Genomic DNA, 22,498 nt, shown 5'->3' on the forward strand with positions numbered 1-22,498 from the left:
GCACTATTATCTGGATAACGTGCTGCTAGAGGCGGGTTTTGAGTTTGAGGGAGCAACCCCGATCAGCACTCGCACCGAACTGAAAACGCTGGTGATCAACCAGGGCAAGATCGTTGCCTTGCGCGATAACCGCCAGCATGCAGACAGCGCGCTGCCGGTTTACGACGCTGGCGGCAAACTGATGCTGCCCGCCATGCGAGATATGCACATCCATCTGGACAAAACCTTTTACGGCGGCCCATGGCGTTCGCTGAATCGCCCGGCGGGCACCACCATCAAGGATATGATCAGGCTGGAGCAGAAGCTGCTGCCGGAACTGCAACCTTACACCCAAGAGCGGGCCGAAAAGCTGATCGATCTAATTCAGTCCTACGGTTCCACCACCGCCCGTAGCCATTGCAACGTTGAGCCAACTTCGGGGCTGAAAAACCTGGAGAATCTGCAAGAAGTGCTGGCACGTCGCAAATCTGGTTTTGACTGCGAGATTGTCGCGTTCCCACAGCATGGCTTGCTGTATTCGAAATCAGAGCCGCTGATGCGTGAGGCAATGCAGGCAGGAGCGCATTATGTCGGTGGTCTGGACCCGACCAACGTCGATGGCGCAATGGAAAAATCGCTCGATAGCATGTTCCAGATCGCGCTGGATTATAACAAAGGGGTGGACATCCACCTGCATGAAACCAGCCCGGCAGGCATTGCGGCGGTGAATTACATGGTGGCAACCGTTGAGAAAACGCCACAGTTAAAGGGCAAGCTGACCATTAGCCACGCCTTTGCGCTGGCAATGATGAATGAGCAACAGGTGGATGAGATCGCCACCCGCATGGCAGCACAACAGATCACCATTGCCACCACGGTGCCTATTGGCACTATGCACATGCCGCTCAGCCAACTGCGTGAAAAAGGCGTGTTTTTGATGACCGGCACCGACAGCGTGATCGACCACTGGTCGCCGTATGGTTTGGGCGACATGCTGGAGAAAGCCAACCTTTACGCTCAGCTTTACGTCCGCCCGAATGAGGGAACCCTGTCACGTTCATTGGCGCTCGCCACCGGTGATGTCCTGCCGCTGAATGATAAGGGTGAGCGCGTATGGCCGAAAGCCCAGGACGATGCCAGTTTCGTGCTGGTAGATGCCTCCTGCTCCGCCGAGGCGGTAGCGCGTATTTCCCCAAGAACCGCCACGTTCCATAAGGGCGAGATGGTCTGGGGCCACGTTGGGCAAGGTAGTAAGGTTTGATAGATAGTTGGCACCTTATCGGGACGCAGCATGCTGCGCCCGTTTAAATCATCATTGGCTTAACCCGGCACTATCCACCAGCAGAACGCACCGATCACGGCCAGAAAAACCACTATGGTGATTAACACCCGCCTTCGCGTGCGCCCTTTGGTAAAAGAATAAATGAAGTTCACAGTTTCGTAGAGGGCATCCAATATCCCAAAAATAATTCTGAATACCACACTTACCAAATCGCTGATAATGTCAAACATTCCCTGTTCCTTGCTATCCATAAAGGCAATACCGTAACAGCTAGTCGCATGATAAACCACTGACCTGCGCAAGAAGAACTGGAAGCGTTGCTGCAAGGCAAAACATCGTTGGATTCACTTCTTTCTCTATTCTTCAGCAAAACCGCTCTTACCACCAAGCCTCCGGCCCAGACAATGGAGTCCCCTCTCAATTCATCCTTTTTTGGGACAAAAGGTCCCAACAATGGGACAGCCAGCTTAACCCTCCAGCCGAAGTTTGCCGTAGTGTTTAAGGGTAGACCTAACCCAATAGAGGGTATTCATTGGAGGATGATATGAATAACGACAGGCAAATTCCCAAGATCGATCTGGGGCCACTGCATAATTCATCACTCACCGGCGGTGAGAAATAATAGGAAATAGAATAATGCGTTATATTTCTGAACATAACAGAAAATGGTGGGTATTAATCGGCGTCAGTATCGCCAGTTTTCTGGGTTGTATTGATTTCACTATCGTTAACACCGCCTTGCCGGCAATACAAGTAGACTTACATGCCACGGTCACACAATTACAGTGGGTGGTGAACATGTTCCTACTGGCACTGTGCTCATTCATGGTCATTATGGGACGTTTGGCCGATATCTATGGCCGCCGACGGGTTCTCTATCTGGGCGCATTGGCATTTGGCATAGCTTCTCTGGCTGCAGGGCTGGCCAATGATATTAGCTGGCTAATCGCCTTTCGCTTCTTGCAAGGTATTGCCTGTGCGGTTTTATATACCGTCACCGGTGCCATCGTGGCAGATGCTTTCCCCGAGGACCAGCGAGGAAGAGCGATTGGTCTGCTATTTGGTGCAAATGGACTCGGGCTGGCTCTTGGCCCGGTTTTAGGAGGGGTAATCGTTGCCTCTGTCGGCTGGCGTTGGATCTTCCTGGTTAATGTGCCGTTAATCCTGATTAGCCTGATGATTTGTTTGGTTAGCGTTCGCGAGTCCGTCAATAAAGAAGAGGGATCAAAAATCGATTGGGGAGGTGCCGTCCTGCTGGTCGTTGGGCTTTCGGGCTGCGTTCTTACCATGACCCAGGGGAGTGGCTGGGGGTGGAGCTCCCTTGAAACACTGGGAACTCTAACGATATCGGTGCTTGCCCTCATCTCATTCTATTACGTCGAACAACGCGTTGATTCCCCTATTCTGGACTTTCACCTTCTTGCCAATCGCTTGTTCCTCAGCGCAGCAACGGCAAATGCGGCGCTGGCATTCTTCTATTGTCTGGCTTTTTTCTTAATGCCGCTGTACCTGAATTTAATTAAAGGACTGGGCGATCTACAGGTTGGGCTTATGCTTTTGCCAACCACCGCGGTAGTTGCCATTTTATCCCCTATCGTTGGGCGTCTGATTGAGCGAACTGGCGCAAAACTTTTCCTCGTCAGCGGATTTGCTTTTTTTGCCTTATCTGCGCTCATTCAGGGTTTTTTCTCCGAAGGTTCCAGCCTATTGCAGATCGCGCTTGCCTTTGCCTGCATGGGGGTAGGTTGGGCCTGTATCCTCGGCCCGGCAACGGTCGTCGCCCTGTCAGCTGTCCCTGCCAATATGGGGGCTGTAGCGATGGAATCATCATGGACTATTCATAATCTTGGCGGTGCTATCGGCCTATCAGCGGGCCTATTGGTACACCAGGAAATGGCCGCCAGTCAATTGCTCAATACCCTCTCGAGCAATAACGCGGTCACTGAACCCATGGCTCAGACCCTACTTGCCAGCCCTGAAACGGCCGTTTCAGAATTACTAAAGCTTGGCGTCCCTGAGCAGCAAGCAGCTGAAATTTTTCATTCATCATTCATGTTTGGCTACCACTCATCAATGTGGCTGTTATTGCTGATATCGGCTATGGCCATGGTAGTGCTGTTTTTTACCTTGCCAACAAAGCGTTCAGTAAGGGAGTAACCACGCTGAACCTTCGTGACTCGTTTCTACTGATGCCCTGACCAATTGCTCTGATGCGGCCAGGGTGTCACTGGGCGTGTAACCAAATCGCCGCTTATAGGCGCGCGAGAATTGGACCGGGCTGCTAAAGCCATAGCGAAATGCCAGTTCAGATATTCTCGGCTTATATGCCCTGCCAGCACTCAGAATCGCATGAGCTTTTGCCAGCCGACGCAAAATGATAAAATTGGCGACCCCGCCCACCTCTGCAAAAACGCGGTATAGATGGCTTCTTGAGATGCCCATTTGCTGGCAAATCGTCAACACGTTAAGTTGTGCCGATTCAAGATGCTGATCGATATAGGTTCTGATTTTTTGAAACAGTGCGGTTTGGATCACCAACGAAGCGTGCCTTAGATTATCAGGTGAGGTGACGAGCATGGCTTGTAAAAAAGATAATGTCGTTTCCATAGCCAATGGAATTTCCAGCGGGGAAAGTTGAGGTGCTTGGCGAAAAAGCGCTTTTAAATGGTCGGCAAATAAATAGCCCAAGCCTGAATTAAATACCGAGCCATGAAATTGAGAAATATCCTGTGGCAGAATATCACGAGGGACCATAAGCATGATGACCTCTCCGTCAGCAATCCCCATGTCATAAGGTTGACTAAGGTCGACCATCGCTAATTGAGCCGCCTTTACCTCCACCTGATGCGTTAACCCACTGTAACGCCATGAATCAGTGAGGCTTAAACGAAAGTAGTAATGATCAAGGCTGTCCTTACGGATCTTTTCTGCCATACGCTTGGCAAAATTGGCTTTCTTATTCTTCCTGATGGAGGTTAATCGCCAATTACCCAGCATCATTGGCCCCAAATGTATGCCACGAAAATCGGCATCTGCAATACTGATATCATGCTGATTAACCGAGAGGTTATGATGCTGATGCTCTGCCCGCCAAGCTTCAAACCGCTCATCTTCAGCGTAATTCTGAACGGAGAAATTGTAGGGGTAGCTTATATCGTCATCGTTCATAATTAAGACCTTTTCCAAAAAATCACTGTCAAGCTATTGTAAGATTTGACTCGGCGATAAAATTTACCTCCGGCAGGTTAACAACCGTTAATAGCTCCACTGAGATGAATAGAAAGGCTGTGTATCATTGATTGGGGAAATGAAACCATCTAATATGGAGAGATGCAAAGCTACTATCATTATATTTTGTTTTTCTGGCTCGGTAATGCATAACGTGCTAATCACCTATTACACTAAATTTATCGTGATATTTTTCATGATGAAATCCTGATTATCTAACTAGTTATTAGCGATAAATTCAGCCTCAGCAACAGAAAAATTAATCCATACTTAATTCGAAGGTTTAATTTTGCAGGAAGAGCGCAACATGCGGCGCCCTACGTTGTAAGCCCGGTGAGAGGTTTGTCAGCAGTCGCAATGGCCCTGCAAGCAGGGCCATTGCGCTATAAGAGCATCAACTCAGCTTAAATCCACATCCTTGCTGCCAAACAGCCAGGTCAGAATAAAGCCGGCGGTATAAGAGATCAAAATTCCGGCGACATACACCAGCATGCCGGCAAAAATTCCCTTGGCTGAGGTCATTAATGGAATCGACACCAGGCCCGAAGGGCCAAACACCGTATTCAGCCCCACCGGCAACCCCATCCAGGCAACCAGACCGATAAAGAAGCCACCAACCGCGCCACCCAGGCAGGCGGTAACGAATGGCTTCAAACGCGGTAAGGTGACGCCGTAAATCAGCGGCTCACCAATCCCCAGCAGGCCAGGGAAAATGGCGCCTTTAATCTGGGTGCGTAGTAAAGAGCCCTTAGGAGAGCGAGCAAACAGCGCCAGCGATGCCCCCACCTGCCCTGCACCGGCCATCGCCAGAATAGGGAACAGCGAGTTGAAACCCTGCGCATCCATCAAGGCAAAGTAAACCGGCACAAAGCCCTGATGAATGCCAAACACTACGGCGATTAGGAACAACCCGGCCAGAATGGCGGTACCGAACGGGTTGCCGTTCAGGTGCATAAACAGCCACGACATGCCCTTAAACAACTCACCGCCTACCGGCATAATCACCACAAAGGTAATAGCCCCGGTGATCAGCAAGGTGAATGTCGAGGTCAGGATCATATCCAGATTATCGGGGATCACCCGGCGCACCTGCCTTTCGATCCATGCGCCCAAGATACAGGCCAGCAGAACCCCAATGATGTTACCGCGTGGGTCGATCGCCAGCCCAAAAAAGTCACTCATGCCCGCGTAGTAGCCGGTAGTCCCTTCTGGTACATAGCGTAAAACAAACAGTGAAGCGATAATCGCACCGTTAACCCCGGTGCCGCCAAAGGCCTTCTGAGTGTTAAAGCCGATCAGGATACTGAGGAAAGTAAACAAACCGATGCTGAACACTTTCATGTAAGCGATCAGCCCTTTTAGCCATGCGGCCGGTGCCACTCCCTCCACGATCAGCGTTTGCTGCATCAGGGTGGCGATCCCCAACAACAACCCTGCGGCAATAAACCCCGGGATCAGTGGAGTAAAAATCGTGGCAAATTTAGTCAGGAAATTATGCACCGCGCTATTTTGCTTGGCTTTCATCTGCTGCTTGTTTTCACTTGCCAGGGCCTGCAAGTTCGCTTGCTCGGCATTCCCCCGTTCCTGCTGCGGCTGCGCCGTTAACAACGCATTCATCATCTCGCTGGCAGTTTGCGCTTTGCCAGGGCCGAGGATAATTTGCAGTTGATCGTCGCCGTTAACTACCCCCATTACGCCAGGGATCTTCTTCAACTCATCCAGCCGTATTTGCTGACGATCTTTCAACGTCAGACGCAGCCTGGTCATGCAGTTACCGCAGATAATGATATTTTTACTGCCACCCACCAAGAGTAAAATTTGCTCTATCATCGGAACGGTGATTTTCGCCATGGTTATGCCTGTATCCCTTGCAGTGCTTGACGGATAAATCCTTTGTTGTTACTCAAAATCGCGCTGGCCTCCGGTGCAGACAAGCCGCCGAGGATCATCACAATCGCGGTTTTGCAGTGGCGCTGACATTGATTAAGTGCCTCTTCCGCCTCTTCAGGGCTGCACTCGGTGGCTGCAACCACGATATTGACCTGGCGCTGTATAAGCTTGGCGTTGGTGGCCTCCACATCGACCATCAGGTTGCTGTAAACCTTGCCGCTGCGGATCATCGCCCCGGTGGTGATCATATTCAGGATTAACTTCTGCGCCGTTCCCGCTTTCATGCGCGATGACCCCGTCACCACTTCTGGCCCCACCACCGGTTCAATGGCAATATCCGCCGCCTGGCTCATTGCGCTATTCGGATTGCACGAGATGGCTACAGTAGTCGCTCCAACGCTACGAGCATAAGACATAGCCCCCAGCACATAAGGGGTGCGGCCGCTCGCCGCGATGCCGACCAACACATCACGCGCGTTGAAACCGAGATTACGCAGATCCTGTTCCCCCATTTGCGGGTTATCTTCAGCATTTTCTACCGCCTGCAAAATCGCAGCATGACCACCGGCGATCAACCCGATCACCTGCTCACGCGGCGTGCCGTACGTTGGTGGGCACTCACTGGCATCCAGGATCCCCAACCGGCCAGAGGTGCCCGCTCCGCAATAAATCAATCGGCCACCGCAGGCAAAAGCCTCTACCACCAGATCCACTACCCTGGCAATTTCTGGCAAGGTGGCAGCTACCGCCAGCGGCACTTTTTGGTCTTCACTGTTGATCACGGCGAGCATATCCAGTGTGGGCAGCGTATCAATTTGCGAACTGGCCGGGTTGCGGCTTTCTGTCACCATCTGGCTTAAATTAATCTTCATAGGGGCTTCCAATGGGTTAAGATTTGCGACAATGTTAAGGAATTATTTATTCGGCAAATGTGATAATTGTCACGCGAAATCTATTCTCACCCATGGGTGAAGCTGGAATAATATGTAGAAAAAAACGCCAATTAGAATTTAATTATTAACAGTTTCAAATAAATAAATCAAAGGAATGGAAGTGCCACGACTGGAATAATCTATTACACATAGTGGAGATACTGTGGGTGTCAGTGCTAAATGAAATCACCTGGTTGTTGCCAAGCCTGGCCGAAAACCAGCAAAAAATCGCTAACTATATCCTTGATAACCCGGAAGCCGTCCTGAGCCTGTCTTCTTCCCGTTTTGCTGAAGATCTGGGGGTCAGCCAGTCTGCCATCGTCAAGTTTAGCCAGAAAATCGGCATGAAAGGCTTCCCCGCGCTGAAAATTGCCATCAGTGAGGAGCTGGGCAGAAATAACCTGTTCAAGTCCTCTCCGCATAAGGCCTTACATAACGCCATCTCATCGGAAGACTCGTTGATGGTGGTGGCACAAAAACTGGCCCATGAGAAAACTGCCGCCATCGTAGAAACGACAAAAAGGATCAATTTCCCCGTTTTCCAACAGGTGGTCAATGCCATCGATAACGCTCAACGCGTGCAAATCGTGGGCATTTGGGGTTCCGGCCTTACAGCCAAAGATCTGAGCTATAAATTACAGAAGATCGGTATCCTGAGCCTGGTAGAAGCCGACCTTCACGTCCAGATTGCCACCGCGCAGGCATTGACTGCCAAAGACGTCCAGATCGTGATTTCTTTCAGTGGCCGCAGGAAGGATATGCATATCGCCGCCTCCATGGCAAAAGCGCAGGGAGCGACGGTGATAGCCATAACCGGCAGCAAGGACAATCCGTTAGCCAAAATAGCCGATTATGTCTTGGAAAGTGTCTCTGATGAAAACGAGTGGCGTAGCTCTTCGATTTCGTCCAGAACCGCACAGAATACCCTGACGGATTTGATTTTCCTGGCGTTAATGCAACAGCGCAAAGAGATTGCCAAACCTCTGGTGCTGAATGCGAGCATGACCATTAACAATCTGGACGACTGACCCAGAGCAAACTGGCTCTGATTAAAACAACGCCGAGAGTGATCTCAACAAATGATGGTCCTCAACAGGCCCAACCCTCTCGGCAGTCAGGTGTTTGGCCCCATTCTTGAGGAGGAAAATATCTCAGTTATCGGTATGCATCCGATACCTATGGCTATTTGCAACTGCGGAATTTCCCCTTAACGAGGCTGCTGACAAACCTTCACAGCGCTTACACGTGGGGGCGCTGCATTGAACTACTTGTCACAACCAATACTTAATGCACACCACTGCCCATACGAGAATACATACGCCGGACCCCATCAGTCGCCTAGCCCCGGCTTTCCTTCTTTTTATTCGGAATATGCCTATAACAATCAAGATCACTGACAGAGGTATTACTACATAAACCAAAAAAAGAAATATAAGCAGTGGAGTAGGGTTATGGATCATTTATTAGTCATCGTCCTTGAGAAAAAATTAATGTAGCACAGTCAGCATCTCATCCTCACGTGTTTCTACTGCCGCTTGACCAGTCACTCGATGCAGACAAACATATACCAAGCTCACCCGGCCTCAATTGCAACGCAATCGCAATATGACCGAGCATTTCGCTGGTAAACGGGCCTGTTCACGAGGAAAACCACCGGTATAAACATTTATGAATGCGACCCAAAGTACCTATTCTGCTATCAGCCACTATCTCGCCGCCCAAGCGGGCGCAGCATGAAAATTAAGGGTTTTCATGCCCTCTCTCATGCGCTTCTCAGCGCCAAAACGGGCGGCTGTAATCTCGCTTGATATCATCCCGGCTCAGGCCGATATCCTTTAGCTGATCGCCGTTCAGCCTAGCCAATGTATTGGTGGCTTTGCGTCGCTCATTCCAACGCATTGCCGATCTGTATGCTTTTAGCCATAAACGGACAAAAATAGTGCGCCGTTTCTTAGTTGCTCTCTCAGCCGACAAGCATCCACCATCAATTTGATTTTCAATAACATTACTCATAATCAGCTCCCCGTCAGTCGATGAGCCTTTAGCATGATGCTTGGCTGAAAAACATTACAGATGCAAAATCCGGCTATTATTTCCATACAGATATGTGCTAAACAGTCTGAATGGTAAAAATCAGCGCCATCTGTACTGGTCCCCCTCTCTTTATCAGGTGATATCCATGACTCGCTACCAACAATTGGCCGATATCCTTAGCCAACGCATTAAAGAAGGGCTGTATGGGCCCGGAGAGCGGCTGCCTTCCGTTCGGGTGTTGAGTGACGAGCACGGGGTCAGTATCAGCACCGTACAGCAGGCCTATCGGCAGCTCGAAGAGTGCCTGCTGATCGAGGCGAGGCCGAAATCGGGATACTTCGTGCGCTGTAGCTCAAATCTGCCAGCGTTACCCGCGCTATGCAGCCATGCACAACGGCCAGTCGAGATATCTCAGTGGGAAAATACGCTGGAATTTTTGAAGGCTAGCGCTCAAGAGAATGTGCTACATCTGGGCGTCGGCACGCCGGACCTGTCTGGCCCAGGCCTGAAAATACTCAGCCGTTTGCTGGCCCGTATCAGCCTGCATCAAAGCGAGGAAGGGCTGGATTACGACAGTATTTACGGCACCACGGTGCTGCGTGAGCAGATTGCCCGCCTGATGCTGGACAGTGGCAACCATCAGTCGGCAGAAAATATCATCATTACCTCTGGCTGCCATGGCGCACTGGCTATTGCCTTAGGGGCCGTTTGCCAACCTGGCGATATTGTGGCGGTGGATTCCCCCAGCTTTCATGGTGCGATGCAGACCCTGAAAGGGATGGGGATGAAGGTGATTGAAATCCCCACCGATCCGGTAGTGGGCATCAGCCTGGAGGCGTTGGAAATGGCACTGGATCAGTGGCCTATTAAAGCCATCCAACTGACACCGACCTGCAATAATCCGTTGGGTTACAGCATGCCGGATGAGCGCAAGAAAGCGCTGTTGACGCTGGCGCAACGCTATGACGTTGCCATTATTGAAGACGATGTGTATGGCGCGCTTGCTTATCAATACCCACGCCCGCCAACCATTGCCTCTTTTGATGAGGATGGCCGCGTATTGCTGTGTAGCTCCTTTTCTAAAACCGTTGCTCCCGGTCTGCGGGTTGGCTGGATTTCTCCAGGGCGTTACTTAGAAAAAGCGTTACATATGAAGTACATTTCCGCTGGCCGAGTCCCCACCTTGCCACAGCTGGCAATGGCTGAATTCATCAAACAAGGGCATTACCTACAACATTTACGCCGTATGCGCCGTCAATATCAACGTAATCGTGACATTATGACGGGTTGGATCATGAAGTATTTCCCGCCGAATACCTGCCTGAGCAGGCCGCAAGGGAGCTTTATGTTATGGGTGGAGCTGCCTTACGGATTCGATAGCCTGCGCCTGAACCGCTGTTTGCTGCCGCAGGGCATACAGATTGCCGTCGGTTTTATTAGTTCTGCTGCCGGAAAATACCGCAATTGTCTGCGGCTCAGCTACAGCAAGCCTATGACCCGTGAGATTGAGCAAGCGATCCAAAAGGTGGGTAACACGATTTATGAATTATTGGAGAACCTTAAAAAATGAATGCCAAAAGTTTATGCTCTTGGTCACTCGAAAAGAATCCTTTATCAATACAGAGAATAGGCGTTCATAGAACTTTCAAAAGCCGCAGATACCCTAGCATCCAACACGCCTGAAGCAATCTGAGCCCGCAATTCACGTTGCGGGCTTGTTTGTGTCTGCAGTACCATCCTTTGCCACCACTAACCGCTAGTGATCCAGATAGAGATAATGTAGCCAACTGGTCATGCGTAGCAGGACCTTACGCATAATAGATAGATGCTCAAAGTGCTCGGTATAGACCGCAGTCTGCGCAGTGACCCCATCAGGCAATTTATCGAGGTCTGGAACAGGGTCCAAATCAATCATCACGTAAACCCCCTCTTGCTGAGCGCCGACATTTAGCCCCTGCAATACACCGCTGGCCTGATAGCTGCCGCTGGGTACCACAGGCAGCACCCGCGTTACCGAGCCGCCATAGATTTTCCCGGGCAAGCCGTTAAATACCACCTCAGCCTTGTCGCCCCGGGTTAAACGCAGGATCGAGTTTTGACGGAATACCGCCACCACCTGCCGTTTTTGTTGCGGAATAAAAGTCATCACCGGTTTGAACGGCAGACGCACTGCCGTCGTGCCAGGCCTGGCCAGCACTTGAGTGACGTAACCATCGCTTGGTGCTCGAATGGTCGTTTGTTCCAAATTGTAGGTCGCCTCTGCAATCTGTGATTTCAGGCTGGCGATGCGAGCATCCTCACCGTTGTAGTTGCCCGAAAGCCGTTCCCGCGCCTGCTGATGCTGAGACTTGGCAACCTGCAGCGCTGCGGATTGCGCTTGGAACTGCTGCTGAGCATGGCTGATGTCTTGTTCAGAAAAAGGATTAACCGCCATTGTCGCACCTTTAGCATAGCGCTGATAATCCTTGCGGGTTCGTTCATACTCGGCATAAACCCGCTGTACATTGGCCGAAGACTCTTGCAACGCAGCCTGCCGTGTTCTGACATCCGCTTGCGCACTGGCAAGGTCTGCCTGCAGTTTGTTCAGCCGGGCACGGTAACGGGTATCATCAAGGCGAAACAGCACATCCCCTTTATGCAATAACATGTTGGTCTTATCCGTGACCTCGACAATCACTCCCGATACCTGGGGAACAATAGGCACTGAAATAGCGATTTTCTGTGCTCGATAGGTGTAGGGATGGTTGTAATTCATCCCCAGAATCAAAGCCCCCACGATAAAAATACCGCCAAGTACCGCGGTCGGCACGGTCCATTTATTGATTGGGATACGGAACAGTTTGAATACGCCGTAGCTCAGCGCAACGTAGCTGAGAATAATTAAAAGATCCATACCCTTTCAACAACCTTTATCAGACGGCGAACTTTCATCTGCAACAGGCATTTGCATGCGCTGCAACTCGCTTTGTAACTGGTGAATTCGCGCTTGCAACACTTCAGGTTGCTCAACCTTTGCGGCCATACCCCATCCCCGCTCTGGCCGATATAATGTTGCCCAGATCCACAGCAGTGGCCAAATAGCATGTAGGGTAAACAGGCTGACCCAGCCCGCAACATGAATGGCATCTTGATGAGGGTGTTGCCGCTTCTTGGCCAGCAGATAAGGAATATCGTGGATAATAATCACACCATAAAATAAAATCAAAAACACGGCGATCAATACGCCTAAAGCAAAATAATCTAGAAACATGCGACACCCTGGTTGATAACGCTGAATAACTCATCGGGATTTTATGCCGCGTTATACTCTTTGATGTCTTTGGCAATGATATCGATGGCGTTTTTAACCTCTGTCACTGTTAATTTTGACTTTTCATTATTCAAATTATTTCCGGATGCTTTCCGCGCCACTTTGATCACCGGCTGATTGGTCGAAGCGTCGATAAACTCGCCTTCCATATAAACGGAACTCTCCATGGTGCGGTGACCCGTCACACTCTGTGTTGCAGCGACCAGAAGTGTGATTGGCAGTACCTCATACACCTGAAGCCCCTTTTTCTGCGTATCGATAGCGGTTATAGCCCCGCGAAAAATAAGCGTATTTTCACGCGGCATATCCTCTAAGATAAAATGCGAGGCCATCGCCTGCTTAAACTGCTGGTTGGTATAGTTCAGGATATTATCCAATGTAGTCTGGCTTACTGTCTCAGAGGGTTTCGGCCGAGGGAAGTAGATCATCGGCTGGTAAACCAAATATTTATATTTAGCAAAGTCAACGTTAGTCTCTTTCCAATATAAAACGTCCTTGCCAGAGGCTGATATACCTTTAGTAATATCACTGTAATCATTCAGAAACCTTGAATATTTTTCCTTTTCAGTGACCGTGGATGAACAAGCTGCCAAAATTAACACCAAAGGCAAAAGGGTCGCACGAGTTATTCTCATCATAATTCCCAATATTAAATTACTACATAGCAAATAATTGGCTGAAAGAATACCCACTAGTGACTGATAAGTCATATGACAATACCGGCAAAATTGTATATCATTTTTGATATACAAAATCAGACTGGCGCGCAGAGTGAAACCCAAAGACTTCAAGATCGACGAACTCAGGATCGTCCGCTACATTGCCGAAACTGCCAGCATCAGCAAGGCCGCTCAACGGTTAGCTATGCCGCAGTCAAATGTGTCGCGCACCCTGACAGCCCTTGAGCGACGACTGGGCCTGGAGATCTTTTTACGCTCTCCACGCACGCTGTCTTTGACCGAGTTTGGCGAAGAATTTTTACGTCGGGCCACTCAGCTATTAGATGAACATAGTGACCTGCTCGATATGTCCGGTACGTATAAACGCAGCTTGAACGGCACAGTGACACTCGGCGCACCAATCGGTATCCATTCGTTCCTGACCCGTTATCTGCTGCCCCCCTTGCTGCGCGAATATCCCGAACTGATCGTCGATTTAGTAACCCGTAACCCGGATGAACGTGAGAAAAAGTACGGGGCCGTTTTCGACAGTGACTGCGATCTGCTGATCAGCTTCTTCCAACCGCAAAATGAAAGCCTGATCGCCAGGCCCTTAACCCGTTTCCGCGTCGGCTTGTTTGCATCGCCTAGCTATGTCGCTAACGCACCTCTTGTCGAACCAGCAGAGCTGAAAGAGCATCGCTGCATTACCTTGCGGGTGCTGGGGGGAAGCCACAATACCTGGAGCAGCTATAGTTCGCAGGGCCAATTGATGCAGGTGGCTGTCACTGGTAGCAGCATATGCGACAATATTCTGCCAGCCATCGAGCTGGCAAAACAGGGGCTGGGCATTGTTTATGCCCCCTATTACTCGGTCGCTTCTGCGCTGGAATCAGGTTCCCTGTTGCCTTGCATTGAACGCGAGCGCTGTATCGATATGCAAGCCTTTCTTATTTATCGCCAGCGTGGGGTGTTGCCCCATAGGGTTCAGGTGATGATGGACAGCATTATGCATAATATGCAATTGCATGAGCAGCGTTTGATCTAGTGGGAGTGGCTATAACCGTCAAAGCGATACTTGAAACCCGGTTCCCAGCCTTATCCCCAAAAACCGATTGAAGGTTTTCACTGGAGTCTCCGGCAAACCATCCCTCGTTTTCGACACTATCGCGAATGTCAAAAAACCGGACACGGTCCTTTTTCAACGACTACACTTGTAAAATTGATTTGATCGTTTGTGATCTCTTGATGTTGTGTTGCTTACCAACAGCGTTCTCCCTCCGATCTCACTAACGGACTTTGTATGAAGATTGAAATTCTTAAACAAGCGGTTATGGATTCGCGAGACGGCATCACCATCTCTGATAATGTCATAGACGACAATCCGTTGATTTTTGTAAATCCGGCTTTTGAGAGGATGACCGGCTACTCCTTCGAAGAAATCACCAACATCAACTGTCGGTACCTACAAAATAACGATCGGGAACAGCCAGAGCTGGAGATTGTGCGCAACGCCGTTAAAAAAGGCGAGTACTGCCTTGTAACCTTGCGAAACTACCGCAAGGATGGAACTATGTTTTGGAACGAGTTAAGCATATCGCCAATTCATGATGAGAGTGGGGCTGTAACCAATTTTATCGGGATCCAAAAAGACGTAACACCAAGAATGATAATCCAGCAACAGCTTCGCGATGAGCATCAGTCCCTCGAGGAAATGAAAATACACTTCGAGCAACTCTCCATAAAGGATGGACTCACCGGGATTTTTAATCGTCGCTTTTTTGATTCGCAGTTCGATATTCAATGTAAAATTGCCAACCGTAATGGTGACTCATTGACGCTCGCCATGATTGATGTCGATCACTTCAAATCATTCAATGATATTTATGGGCATCAGGCTGGCGATGAAGCGCTAATACGTGTCGCGGATTGCTTGAGCAAGTCCTTCAAGCGGGGGTCTGATTTTGTCGCCAGGTATGGCGGCGAAGAATTTGTCATTCTCTCCAACGGCATGACAAAAGACCAGGCAACGCTGTATGTGCAGACGCTATGCCAACTCGTGCGAGATTTGAGAATACCGCACTCCGCCTCCAGCACAGGATACTTGACTATAAGCATCGGTTTTTCAGTTCATACATTTGGCCGACTACCCCCGCCTAACGTACTACTGACACATGCCGATAAAGCTCTCTACGTAGCTAAAGCCCGGGGCAAAGATCAGTTTTTCAGTCTTTAGGTTGTGTACAAAAATCTTTGGGGCATGGGGATGAACTGGAGATCCCCGGCATATTGCCAACGTTAGCGGGGTTTTACACTCCCCCACAGCCAAGTGGGCTCTTCTCCCGATAACATCTGTATGATTCAGGGTGCCCGACTTCTGCCGGGCACGAGTTACTGATAGGTAAAATTGACCAGTACGGCACTGGCAACGGCACCGGCCTGCACTCCCCCGACGGGCGTAAAGAGGCGTGCGGCTAACGGAAACGTGGCGTTGTGACTGCTGTCGACAGCCACGGTAAAAGTACTGGTGTTGGAGAGCACTACGCTGCGGTCGCTATCCTTGACCATCTGTACCGCAACATTTTGGGCGGAAGAGAGGGCAGGCTCAGTGTTGGCAAAAAGTGAAGCGTCATCACTGTCCGGCACGCCGGTAAAAGTAACGGTGCTGCTGGAGGTACCAGGCGGGCAGTTGGACAGGTTAAGGCTAAAGCTTCTCCAGTCACCCGCGTCGCCAGGATGCTGGAGACGGGTTCGTCCGAGGGTGCCGAGGTCGACCGTCTGCCCACCGGCCAGACCCGGGCTGACGGTACAGGAGGCAGCGATGACTTTACCTGTCACATTAATTTGAACAGGGTCAGCGTTTCCCGTTGCAGAAAATAATAATCCAGCAAGCATCAGCCATGTATTGCCTGTTTTTTTCAACGTCACCATATGACTTTCCTTATTAACATTTTCATTTCTGAACAATAATGATTATCAAAATAAAACTTCCTATTATTGATAGGTTAAGTTTAATGTCGCCGTAGTGTTAGCATCTCCGACTGTGGCGGTTGCTTTGGTTTGATAGTAACGTGCGGTAAATGCACCGCTTGGAAACTCGCTGCCACCACTAGAGGTTTTGAGTACAATATTTTGACCGAGTTTAAGTGGGGCATTGCCGTAGAGCAGTTGAATGCCGACTCCGGAGGCAACCCCGGCCGACCCCGCATTGGTTAACGCCAGCACGCTGTTGTCTGAAGTCTCTGCGTTTTGAACACCGCTAAGAGAGGCATTGATACGTGTGCCAGCATCACAGTTCAAGCCAATAGTAAACGCTTTATCGCCTAAGGTGACCCCGGCCCCGGTAAAGCTACTGACAATAATCGGGTCTAATGCAACATTGACGGAAGAGGTGGAGATGGAGCAAGCAAGGACATTAATGACTACCGGAGTAAAGTAATAGGCGAAAAAAGAGCCCCTATCTACACCAGAAACAGGCGTTTTTTGGTTCATAACAATTGAAGATAAATTTAATGTACCAGAAGTCATTGCACTCGTTTTTACTAAAGACCATGTGTCAGTAAAGGTCGTCACCCCATTAAAAGTCACCCCTCGCAGGTTTCTAGCAGAGTCATTTACAGCTATACTCGTCATTATTTGAGAGGTGCCTGGATATGAATTTAAATTTGTCCATGAAAAACCAACGCCATTAAACGCCGTTTTCCTAGAGTCTGCTACAGCACTGCTACCATAGTCGGTATTGGTTGAGCTGGTATATATATACCATGAGCCATCAAGTACAGTATCCGCACCTGCTGTATCACAGGTGATTTGGGTTCTCGTTTGCACCGTGGCAAGAACAGTGCCTACAGTAGCATCCCGTTGGACATTGATAACGGAGGGGAAGCTAACACTCGTAAGTGGCGCAGTACATGCTCCCCTGGACAATGTTGAAACCATTAACAAAGAGAGTACTGAGACAGTATATAATATGCGTTTTTTTCTGCTGCTCATAAAATGTAAGTTTCCTATCATTGACTAACTTTGGTTGTCGGCTCTACACCTAGAGGCACAGGCCGCTGATATTATTAATGCCGCCTGCCTTTTCAGCCCCCGGAACAACATACTGGGTTGAGCAATGTTCATTTGGATTAAGGCCCCACTTGACCAACAGTGTCCCGCTGTTACTTAATCCAGTCAGATAAACCTGCCCACCATCACCCACAATGAAGCCTTGTGCTTCTTTTGAGCCCTGCACTGTCACCGTGGCGCCAAAGGGAACGGCCTGCCCATTCTGTTTGGTCAGCACCATCAGCACGCGCTGACCAATGCTGGTCTGATAACTGGCCTTGACAACCGCGCCACGGGTAGGAATGACCGTTTGCGTAGTAAGATTGACCTCAGTGTCATCCCCAAAGGTTTCCGTATTGAGGGTGATGTCGTTTTTACGGTATGGGCTGATGTAAGGCACTACCGTATAGCCCCGATAGTCCGTCTTCACACCGACCTGTCCCTGAACATTAACGCCGTTGGCGCCGGGAGCAGCTACGAGGGCAATAGTGTCGCCCAACGGTTGTGAAAGCGTGATACCGTCTTCATGTGCGATAACCCCACCTTGTAAGCCGTAATTGAGGCGTTGGTTGTATTTGTCATAGGCATAACCACCGCTGACTTCTCCATAAGTCGCTCGCCAGTCGGCGTTGACACTACCGCTGTTGCCCTGCCCTTTAGTGCCATATCCCTCCTGCACACTCCAACTCAGGTTGTTATCCGCCAGCGCGCTACCGCTTACGCTCACGCTGTGAGTGGTGTTGCCTTTCTTACTGGTATTCATCATGTAGCTGGCATAGCTCGGATGACCAAACAACACATTGACAGGAATACTCAAATTCAGGGAAATCAACCGATCATTGCTGTAGACGCGCCCGTTACCGCTATTGCCATACATAGAAGTCGCAGTAGAGTTGCGGTTGTAGGTGTAATTAATACCGTAGCTGATGCCGTTAAAGGAGTTGTTGTAGCTCACGCCGTATGACTTCATGCGGCGATCGTTGTTCCAGTAATCCTCCTGCACTGCGGTGATCGCCAGGTTGCCAGCCCCCTCCCACAGCGACTGGGTCATAGTGAGTTCAGCGCGATTGCGGCGGCGTTCCTGGGTTGGGTAACCGTTACCCTCACGGTAGGTTTCCAGCACTTCCTGCATGCTCCAGTAGCCGTCAGTGGCATAACGGTAGCCAGCGATGGCGAAGTTGGTTCCCGTAGAGATAAAGTTTTTGTTGTAGCGTACCCGCCAGGACTGGCCATTTTCACGGTTGCCCCCTTTCTGACGCGACCAAGCCTGGGTGACGTCGGTAGAAATGGCACCGAAATTACCGAGGTTTTTGCCTATACCTAACGCGAGAGACTGATATTTACTGGCAGACTGGCTCCCACCGTAGCCGGTAAATCCGTTAGGCAAGCCGTAGATAAAGGTTCCCTGAGTCAGCGGAGTTTTCTCGACGCTGTTGTCATAGTCCCGGTAGACGCCGGAGGTAATGCTGTATTTGAGCTGACCTTCCCGTTGTAGTACGGGTAACGAAGCGAAGGGCACAACGAGCTGCTGCTCGCTACCGTCGGACTCCTTGATGGTGACATTGAGGTCTCCGGCACTGCCAGTGGGATACATATCATTGATTTCAAAGCTGCCAGGCGAAACATAGTTCTGATAAATCACGTAGCCGTTCTGGCGGATAGTCACTTGGGCATTGGTGCGCGCAATCCCCCTGACGACTGGGGCGTAGCCGCGCAGGCTTTCTGGCAGCATATCGTCATCAGAGGCGATTTGTGCTCCCCGGAAGGGGATACTATCGAACACATCAGCGGAGGTAGTTCTGTCACCTAGCGTCAACTGGCTTTTGAGTGCTCGGATGTCGCGCTGAACATAGGTATAAACAGTATTCCATTTATCGGTCGTCTGTCCGTTGCTGCCCCCGGTGCTATTGCGTGTCCAGGTGGTGTAGTTGCGCAGGCGCCAAGCGCCAAGGTTCACGCCGGGACGCAGGTTGGCAAATTGGCTGCTGCTGTTATCGCCGTTACCTGCTCTGGCATAGTTATTGGCCCCGCTGATGCCGTAATTGAGCAGCACAGCAGGAATACCTTCATCCCACTGTTTGGGGTCAACCCAGCCACGTGCGGCATTATTGACTGCGGATTGGGGAACGCTGAGCAATAGCTGTAACTTGGTAAAGCGAAAGTTGCTGTTTGCCTGGGGGATCGCGGCCAGATTGGCACATGCCGCTCCGGGGGGGCCAAGGTCGGGGAATTTTTGAGTCTGCACTCCCCATGCAGCCAGGTCATCAATGGAAAGACATGGCAGCAGGGTTAGCTGCCCAGCGACATCGGGCATCATGCGGAACTCGACGTGTCGGGTCTCCTTTTTTTCATTATTCAGATAGATATCCACGCGATAGGTGCCGGGTATCTGCCCACCTTGTTCCCCGAAGGTGGATAGATCAACCGAGGTCTGACCTGGAGTACCGAGCTCAATCAGTGCAGGGTTAAAATAATCACGGGCCTGAACCTCCGTGATCAATAAAACTGGCAGGGCAAATTGAGAAGCAATAAAACATGCCAGTCTGCCTTTGCGAAAACGAGTGCGGCAATGAGAAGATATTTTCATCCTGTAAAGCTCCATACCATCGGAAAAGCGGATCTTAAGGGAACGATTTTCCGTGTTCCTTATGCTGCCAGTGAAACTCATCAGTGCCCTGCTGAATGTTCAGCACCGATGCCACCGTAGTCGGATATCAGCTTCCAGGTAACAGCCCCAGATACGCCAGCCGGCGTGTCAAAAGAAGCGGAACTCATGGGGGCAACAAAGGTGACCTCTTTCACCTCGCGCCCGCCAATCCTGATCTGATTGAAGTTCATGTAGAACGGTGTCGGGTTATTGACAGTGAGACGATGACCACTCTGAGACCAGGTGAGCTTAGAGGTAACATCTTCGGGTATCCCCTTGAGTGATTGCGGCCGGTAAATCAGCTTGATGCGGGTCTTGACGGCAATTTGCAGAGTATTGCGATTTTCTTTTTGGCTGCTTGCCGGAATAGCTTTGATGTTCAGCCAGAACATGGACTCACGGTCTTCCTGAAAGTTGCCTCCGGTACGTACTATACGCAGCAAATTCTGCTGGTTGCCTTCCAGACGAAACAAAGGCGGAGTAATGATAAACGGGGGCTTCTCAGCACCACCGTTAAGAGGCTCGACCCATGACTGAATAAGATAAGGCGAGGCATCGGAGTTATTGACGTTTAGAGACGCCTCCTTTTTAGCCGCTTTATAGATAAGCCGGGTGCCTCCGATGGTGACTCCGCCAATTTCAGCAGCGTGCGCGGCACCTCCCACCAAAATAAGGCTAGAGAGCACTATGGAAGTAAGCCAGGTGTTCATAATAAATACTCCAAATAAAAGCGGGTCGACCTAAAGTCGGCCCGCAAGTGTCACTCCCCGCCGGTAAGGGGCGGATAAGAAAGGGACAGATTAGTTATAAACAATAGTGAAATTGCTGGTTGAGTTAGCTGAACCCGATTCCACTGTATCCGCGGTTGCGTAATAACGTGCAACGAAGTCCAAATTGTTGGCACCGTTTTGCAGCGCATAGGATGAAGAAGCCGTGTGCAACGGAACAACGACGTTGTTATTGTCACTCAATTGGATACCTACGCCAGTGGCGACGCCGCTCTCCTGTGTCAGAGCCAGGATAGAGTTGACAGTGCTATCAACAAGGCCATCAAATTTAACCACAGCGGAGTTAACGCTCGAAGGGCAGTTGGTCAGTGCAATAGTAAACTTCGTTGGAGCGGCTGTAGAACCCGCACCAGTGAAGGCAGTTCTAGAGACCGTACCAAGGGTTACGATGAGCGGGTTAGCCATATTGTTAACGATGGTACATGCATCGTCGGTGATAGAGCCGACGAAATCGATTTTGCCGTCATCGGCGAAAGCGGCAACAGAAGAAGAAAGTAGTGCTACAGCGATCAGAGTCTTTTTCATAATATTTTTATTCCTTAAAAAAACGCGTTGATTAACACCATCATCTCCCATAGGAAACAATGCGTTAGATAATGAGTAAACTTTATTTCTACACTGGCGACACACATTTAAATTTTTCTTATCTCACCCCCCTTACTTAATTTTAAGTAATCCATAACGTATTTGCTTCCGAGTTTTATTTTCGAATGGGTTTATTTTAATTTCAAAAATAGAAATTAGATGCTTGTTCTTTTTTACAATATAAAGCCATTAGCGCACCCGTTGTTTACACAACGCTCGACACTCATTAAAGTCACAAGGTGATATCCATGTCATATACACAGCATTGATACGCCCAATGACGACAGGGCAAGTTATTTATAAAACAATGCAACAATAGAATATTCTTTTACAGAGTACCCCTTTCCTTTAATTGAGACAATAAAATCACTTGGAAGCTCAATGGCTCTCAACTTTAGCTTCAACTCTTTCATTACTTGCCATAACCTTTGATTGGAAGAAAAATCCTCTTGTTCATCCCATAAATGTCTAAGAATCTCTTCCTTGGAGGATATTTCATTCCTGCAGGCATTTTCTAACAGGTAAATGAGTAACTGGAGCATGGTTTTATTTAGCATCACATAAGCAAACAAAGCAGATTTTTCCGTCGGAGAATAGAAGCGCGATAATCTCCGATTAGCTATATCCAACTGGACATTACCGTTAATGATGAAGCCATAAAGTTTTTCTTCCCTACCATCAGTCATCATTTTACTCCTCTCAGTTCTATTCTTATTTACACTTAGAGTTAGTAAGGATTAATCTGATTTCTAGGCGCATTATAAGAGAAGTCTTAACGTTATCCATAAGCTAAAAATCCCCTATAATTGCTTTCATCAGCCTATCCCACCGAACCCAAACCAGTTAAGAATCCCATTATTTATTAAAACAACGATATTTTCGACTGAAAAAACAACAAAAAACAGCCCATGACATTAATCACATGGTGGTTATTTTTATATAGCAAAAAAAACTATTTTAGTATAAATCGCGACATTTAAGACTGAAATACACATAACCACATAATTTATAAGTCATTTGAAACCACCCATTTTTAGTTATGCTGCTAAAGTGCGTGCTGTTAGCCACGTCACATTACGATAGCGTTAAGCTTCATTTTATTACACCCAAGTCG

General features: G+C 49.4%; 20 protein-coding genes and 1 pseudogene. 7 read left to right on the forward strand and 14 right to left on the reverse strand.

The window, feature by feature from the left end; translation table 11 throughout:
* On the forward strand, nucleotides 1–1,240 hold a 1,240-nt coding region (locus tag ACLQ7H_RS17610), incomplete at its 5' end, for an amidohydrolase family protein (RefSeq protein ID WP_411753770.1).
* Between the two features lie 59 nt (nucleotides 1,241–1,299).
* Here ACLQ7H_RS17610 and ACLQ7H_RS17615 read toward each other — a convergent pair.
* Complete coding sequence (locus tag ACLQ7H_RS17615; RefSeq protein WP_411753771.1) at nucleotides 1,300–1,491, reverse strand: hypothetical protein; 192 nt, start codon at nucleotides 1,489–1,491, stop codon at nucleotides 1,300–1,302.
* Nucleotides 1,492–1,897: 406 nt separating this feature from the next.
* Here ACLQ7H_RS17615 and ACLQ7H_RS17620 point away from each other — a divergent pair, with 406 nt between their 5' ends.
* Nucleotides 1,898–3,418: an MFS transporter gene (locus ACLQ7H_RS17620; RefSeq protein WP_411753772.1), complete on the forward strand. Its 1,521-nt coding sequence runs from the start codon at nucleotides 1,898–1,900 to the stop codon at nucleotides 3,416–3,418.
* Here the strand turns inward: ACLQ7H_RS17620 and ACLQ7H_RS17625 are convergent.
* The 3 genes from ACLQ7H_RS17625 to murQ form a co-directional block, all read right to left on the reverse strand.
* A complete protein-coding gene (locus ACLQ7H_RS17625) occupies nucleotides 3,404–4,429 on the reverse strand; it encodes a helix-turn-helix domain-containing protein (protein WP_411753773.1) in 1,026 nt (341 codons plus the stop codon). The genes ACLQ7H_RS17620 and ACLQ7H_RS17625 overlap by 15 nt on opposite strands.
* Before the next feature lie 459 nt (nucleotides 4,430–4,888).
* A complete protein-coding gene (murP, locus tag ACLQ7H_RS17630; RefSeq protein ID WP_411753774.1) occupies nucleotides 4,889–6,340 on the reverse strand; it encodes a PTS N-acetylmuramic acid transporter subunit IIBC in 1,452 nt (483 codons plus the stop codon).
* A 2-nt stretch (nucleotides 6,341–6,342) separates the two neighbouring features.
* The gene (murQ, locus tag ACLQ7H_RS17635) at nucleotides 6,343–7,251 is read right to left on the reverse strand and encodes an N-acetylmuramic acid 6-phosphate etherase (RefSeq protein ID WP_411753775.1); all 909 of its coding nucleotides are present in this window, start codon (nucleotides 7,249–7,251) and stop codon (nucleotides 6,343–6,345) included.
* Between the two features lie 227 nt (nucleotides 7,252–7,478).
* On the opposite strand from murQ, the gene ACLQ7H_RS17640 reads away from it, so the two are divergent.
* Together ACLQ7H_RS17640 and ACLQ7H_RS17645 are read left to right on the forward strand one after the other, a co-directional pair.
* Nucleotides 7,479–8,339: an SIS domain-containing protein gene (locus ACLQ7H_RS17640; RefSeq protein ID WP_411753776.1), complete on the forward strand. Its 861-nt coding sequence runs from the start codon at nucleotides 7,479–7,481 to the stop codon at nucleotides 8,337–8,339.
* A 45-nt stretch (nucleotides 8,340–8,384) separates the two neighbouring features.
* Nucleotides 8,385–8,492: pseudogene (locus tag ACLQ7H_RS17645) on the forward strand (exo-beta-N-acetylmuramidase NamZ domain-containing protein); the annotation flags it as partial.
* A gap of 592 nt (nucleotides 8,493–9,084) precedes the next feature.
* Here the strand turns inward: ACLQ7H_RS17645 and ACLQ7H_RS17650 are convergent.
* Nucleotides 9,085–9,324 carry a DUF1127 domain-containing protein gene (locus ACLQ7H_RS17650; RefSeq protein WP_411753777.1) on the reverse strand — a complete coding sequence of 80 codons (240 nt, stop codon included), beginning with the start codon at nucleotides 9,322–9,324 and terminating at the stop codon, nucleotides 9,085–9,087.
* Nucleotides 9,325–9,490: 166 nt separating this feature from the next.
* Here ACLQ7H_RS17650 and ACLQ7H_RS17655 point away from each other — a divergent pair, with 166 nt between their 5' ends.
* Entirely contained in the window at nucleotides 9,491–10,915 is a 1,425-nt protein-coding gene (locus ACLQ7H_RS17655) for a PLP-dependent aminotransferase family protein (RefSeq protein ID WP_411753778.1), read from the forward strand.
* Nucleotides 10,916–11,101: 186 nt separating this feature from the next.
* Here ACLQ7H_RS17655 and ACLQ7H_RS17660 read toward each other — a convergent pair whose 3' ends face one another.
* The 3 genes from ACLQ7H_RS17660 to ACLQ7H_RS17670 are packed head-to-tail and all read right to left on the reverse strand — an operon-like array spanning nucleotide 11,102 to nucleotide 13,290.
* Entirely contained in the window at nucleotides 11,102–12,238 is a 1,137-nt protein-coding gene (locus ACLQ7H_RS17660; protein ID WP_411753779.1) for an HlyD family secretion protein, read from the reverse strand.
* A gap of 6 nt (nucleotides 12,239–12,244) precedes the next feature.
* Nucleotides 12,245–12,595 carry a DUF3302 domain-containing protein gene (locus tag ACLQ7H_RS17665; protein WP_411753780.1) on the reverse strand — a complete coding sequence of 117 codons (351 nt, stop codon included), beginning with the start codon at nucleotides 12,593–12,595 and terminating at the stop codon, nucleotides 12,245–12,247.
* Nucleotides 12,596–12,636: 41 nt separating this feature from the next.
* Nucleotides 12,637–13,290: a DUF3313 domain-containing protein gene (locus tag ACLQ7H_RS17670; RefSeq protein WP_411753789.1), complete on the reverse strand. Its 654-nt coding sequence runs from the start codon at nucleotides 13,288–13,290 to the stop codon at nucleotides 12,637–12,639.
* A gap of 136 nt (nucleotides 13,291–13,426) precedes the next feature.
* Here ACLQ7H_RS17670 and ACLQ7H_RS17675 point away from each other — a divergent pair, with 136 nt between their 5' ends.
* Together ACLQ7H_RS17675 and ACLQ7H_RS17680 are read left to right on the forward strand one after the other, a co-directional pair.
* Nucleotides 13,427–14,362, forward strand: coding sequence for a LysR family transcriptional regulator (locus tag ACLQ7H_RS17675; protein WP_411753781.1), 936 nt, complete (start codon nucleotides 13,427–13,429; stop codon nucleotides 14,360–14,362).
* Between the two features lie 255 nt (nucleotides 14,363–14,617).
* Nucleotides 14,618–15,550, forward strand: coding sequence for a diguanylate cyclase (locus ACLQ7H_RS17680; RefSeq protein WP_411753782.1), 933 nt, complete (start codon nucleotides 14,618–14,620; stop codon nucleotides 15,548–15,550).
* A 155-nt stretch (nucleotides 15,551–15,705) separates the two neighbouring features.
* Here ACLQ7H_RS17680 and ACLQ7H_RS17685 read toward each other — a convergent pair whose 3' ends face one another.
* The 6 genes from ACLQ7H_RS17685 to ACLQ7H_RS17710 form a co-directional block, all read right to left on the reverse strand.
* Nucleotides 15,706–16,152: a fimbrial protein gene (locus tag ACLQ7H_RS17685; RefSeq protein WP_411753783.1), complete on the reverse strand. Its 447-nt coding sequence runs from the start codon at nucleotides 16,150–16,152 to the stop codon at nucleotides 15,706–15,708.
* A 156-nt stretch (nucleotides 16,153–16,308) separates the two neighbouring features.
* Complete coding sequence (locus tag ACLQ7H_RS17690) at nucleotides 16,309–17,307, reverse strand: fimbrial protein (RefSeq protein ID WP_411753784.1); 999 nt, start codon at nucleotides 17,305–17,307, stop codon at nucleotides 16,309–16,311.
* Nucleotides 17,308–17,356: 49 nt separating this feature from the next.
* Nucleotides 17,357–19,951 carry a fimbria/pilus outer membrane usher protein gene (locus ACLQ7H_RS17695; protein WP_411753785.1) on the reverse strand — a complete coding sequence of 865 codons (2,595 nt, stop codon included), beginning with the start codon at nucleotides 19,949–19,951 and terminating at the stop codon, nucleotides 17,357–17,359.
* Nucleotides 19,952–20,031: 80 nt separating this feature from the next.
* On the reverse strand, nucleotides 20,032–20,721 hold the full coding sequence (locus ACLQ7H_RS17700) for a molecular chaperone (RefSeq protein ID WP_411753786.1): 690 nt from the start codon (nucleotides 20,719–20,721) through the stop codon (nucleotides 20,032–20,034).
* Nucleotides 20,722–20,811: 90 nt separating this feature from the next.
* Entirely contained in the window at nucleotides 20,812–21,324 is a 513-nt protein-coding gene (locus tag ACLQ7H_RS17705; protein ID WP_411753787.1) for a fimbrial protein, read from the reverse strand.
* Nucleotides 21,325–21,677: 353 nt separating this feature from the next.
* Nucleotides 21,678–22,073 (reverse strand): winged helix-turn-helix domain-containing protein, encoded by a 396-nt coding sequence (locus tag ACLQ7H_RS17710; protein ID WP_411753788.1) that lies wholly within the window; start codon nucleotides 22,071–22,073, stop codon nucleotides 21,678–21,680.
* Nucleotides 22,074–22,498: the final 425 nt, after the last annotated feature.

The sequence above is a fragment of the Serratia sp. (in: enterobacteria) genome, assembly GCF_046715635.1.
Lineage (GTDB): Bacteria > Pseudomonadota > Gammaproteobacteria > Enterobacterales > Enterobacteriaceae > Chania.

Bases quoted from the DNA above. Each gene is read 5' to 3' on its own strand.
- ACLQ7H_RS17615 (WP_411753771.1), bottom strand. From the start codon at position 1,491: ATGTTTGACATTATCAGCGATTTGGTAAGTGTGGTATTCAGAATTATT.
- ACLQ7H_RS17620 (WP_411753772.1), top strand. From the start codon at position 1,898: ATGCGTTATATTTCTGAACATAACAGAAAATGGTGGGTATTAATCGGC.
- ACLQ7H_RS17625 (WP_411753773.1), bottom strand. From the start codon at position 4,429: ATGAACGATGACGATATAAGCTACCCCTACAATTTCTCCGTTCAGAAT.
- murP (WP_411753774.1), bottom strand. From the start codon at position 6,340: ATGGCGAAAATCACCGTTCCGATGATAGAGCAAATTTTACTCTTGGTG.
- murQ (WP_411753775.1), bottom strand. From the start codon at position 7,251: ATGAAGATTAATTTAAGCCAGATGGTGACAGAAAGCCGCAACCCGGCC.
- ACLQ7H_RS17650 (WP_411753777.1), bottom strand. From the start codon at position 9,324: ATGAGTAATGTTATTGAAAATCAAATTGATGGTGGATGCTTGTCGGCT.
- ACLQ7H_RS17655 (WP_411753778.1), top strand. From the start codon at position 9,491: ATGACTCGCTACCAACAATTGGCCGATATCCTTAGCCAACGCATTAAA.
- ACLQ7H_RS17660 (WP_411753779.1), bottom strand. From the start codon at position 12,238: ATGGATCTTTTAATTATTCTCAGCTACGTTGCGCTGAGCTACGGCGTA.
- ACLQ7H_RS17665 (WP_411753780.1), bottom strand. From the start codon at position 12,595: ATGTTTCTAGATTATTTTGCTTTAGGCGTATTGATCGCCGTGTTTTTG.
- ACLQ7H_RS17670 (WP_411753789.1), bottom strand. From the start codon at position 13,290: ATGAGAATAACTCGTGCGACCCTTTTGCCTTTGGTGTTAATTTTGGCA.
- ACLQ7H_RS17680 (WP_411753782.1), top strand. From the start codon at position 14,618: ATGAAGATTGAAATTCTTAAACAAGCGGTTATGGATTCGCGAGACGGC.
- ACLQ7H_RS17690 (WP_411753784.1), bottom strand. From the start codon at position 17,307: ATGAGCAGCAGAAAAAAACGCATATTATATACTGTCTCAGTACTCTCT.
- ACLQ7H_RS17695 (WP_411753785.1), bottom strand. From the start codon at position 19,951: ATGAAAATATCTTCTCATTGCCGCACTCGTTTTCGCAAAGGCAGACTG.
- ACLQ7H_RS17700 (WP_411753786.1), bottom strand. From the start codon at position 20,721: ATGAACACCTGGCTTACTTCCATAGTGCTCTCTAGCCTTATTTTGGTG.
- ACLQ7H_RS17705 (WP_411753787.1), bottom strand. From the start codon at position 21,324: ATGAAAAAGACTCTGATCGCTGTAGCACTACTTTCTTCTTCTGTTGCC.
- ACLQ7H_RS17710 (WP_411753788.1), bottom strand. From the start codon at position 22,073: ATGATGACTGATGGTAGGGAAGAAAAACTTTATGGCTTCATCATTAAC.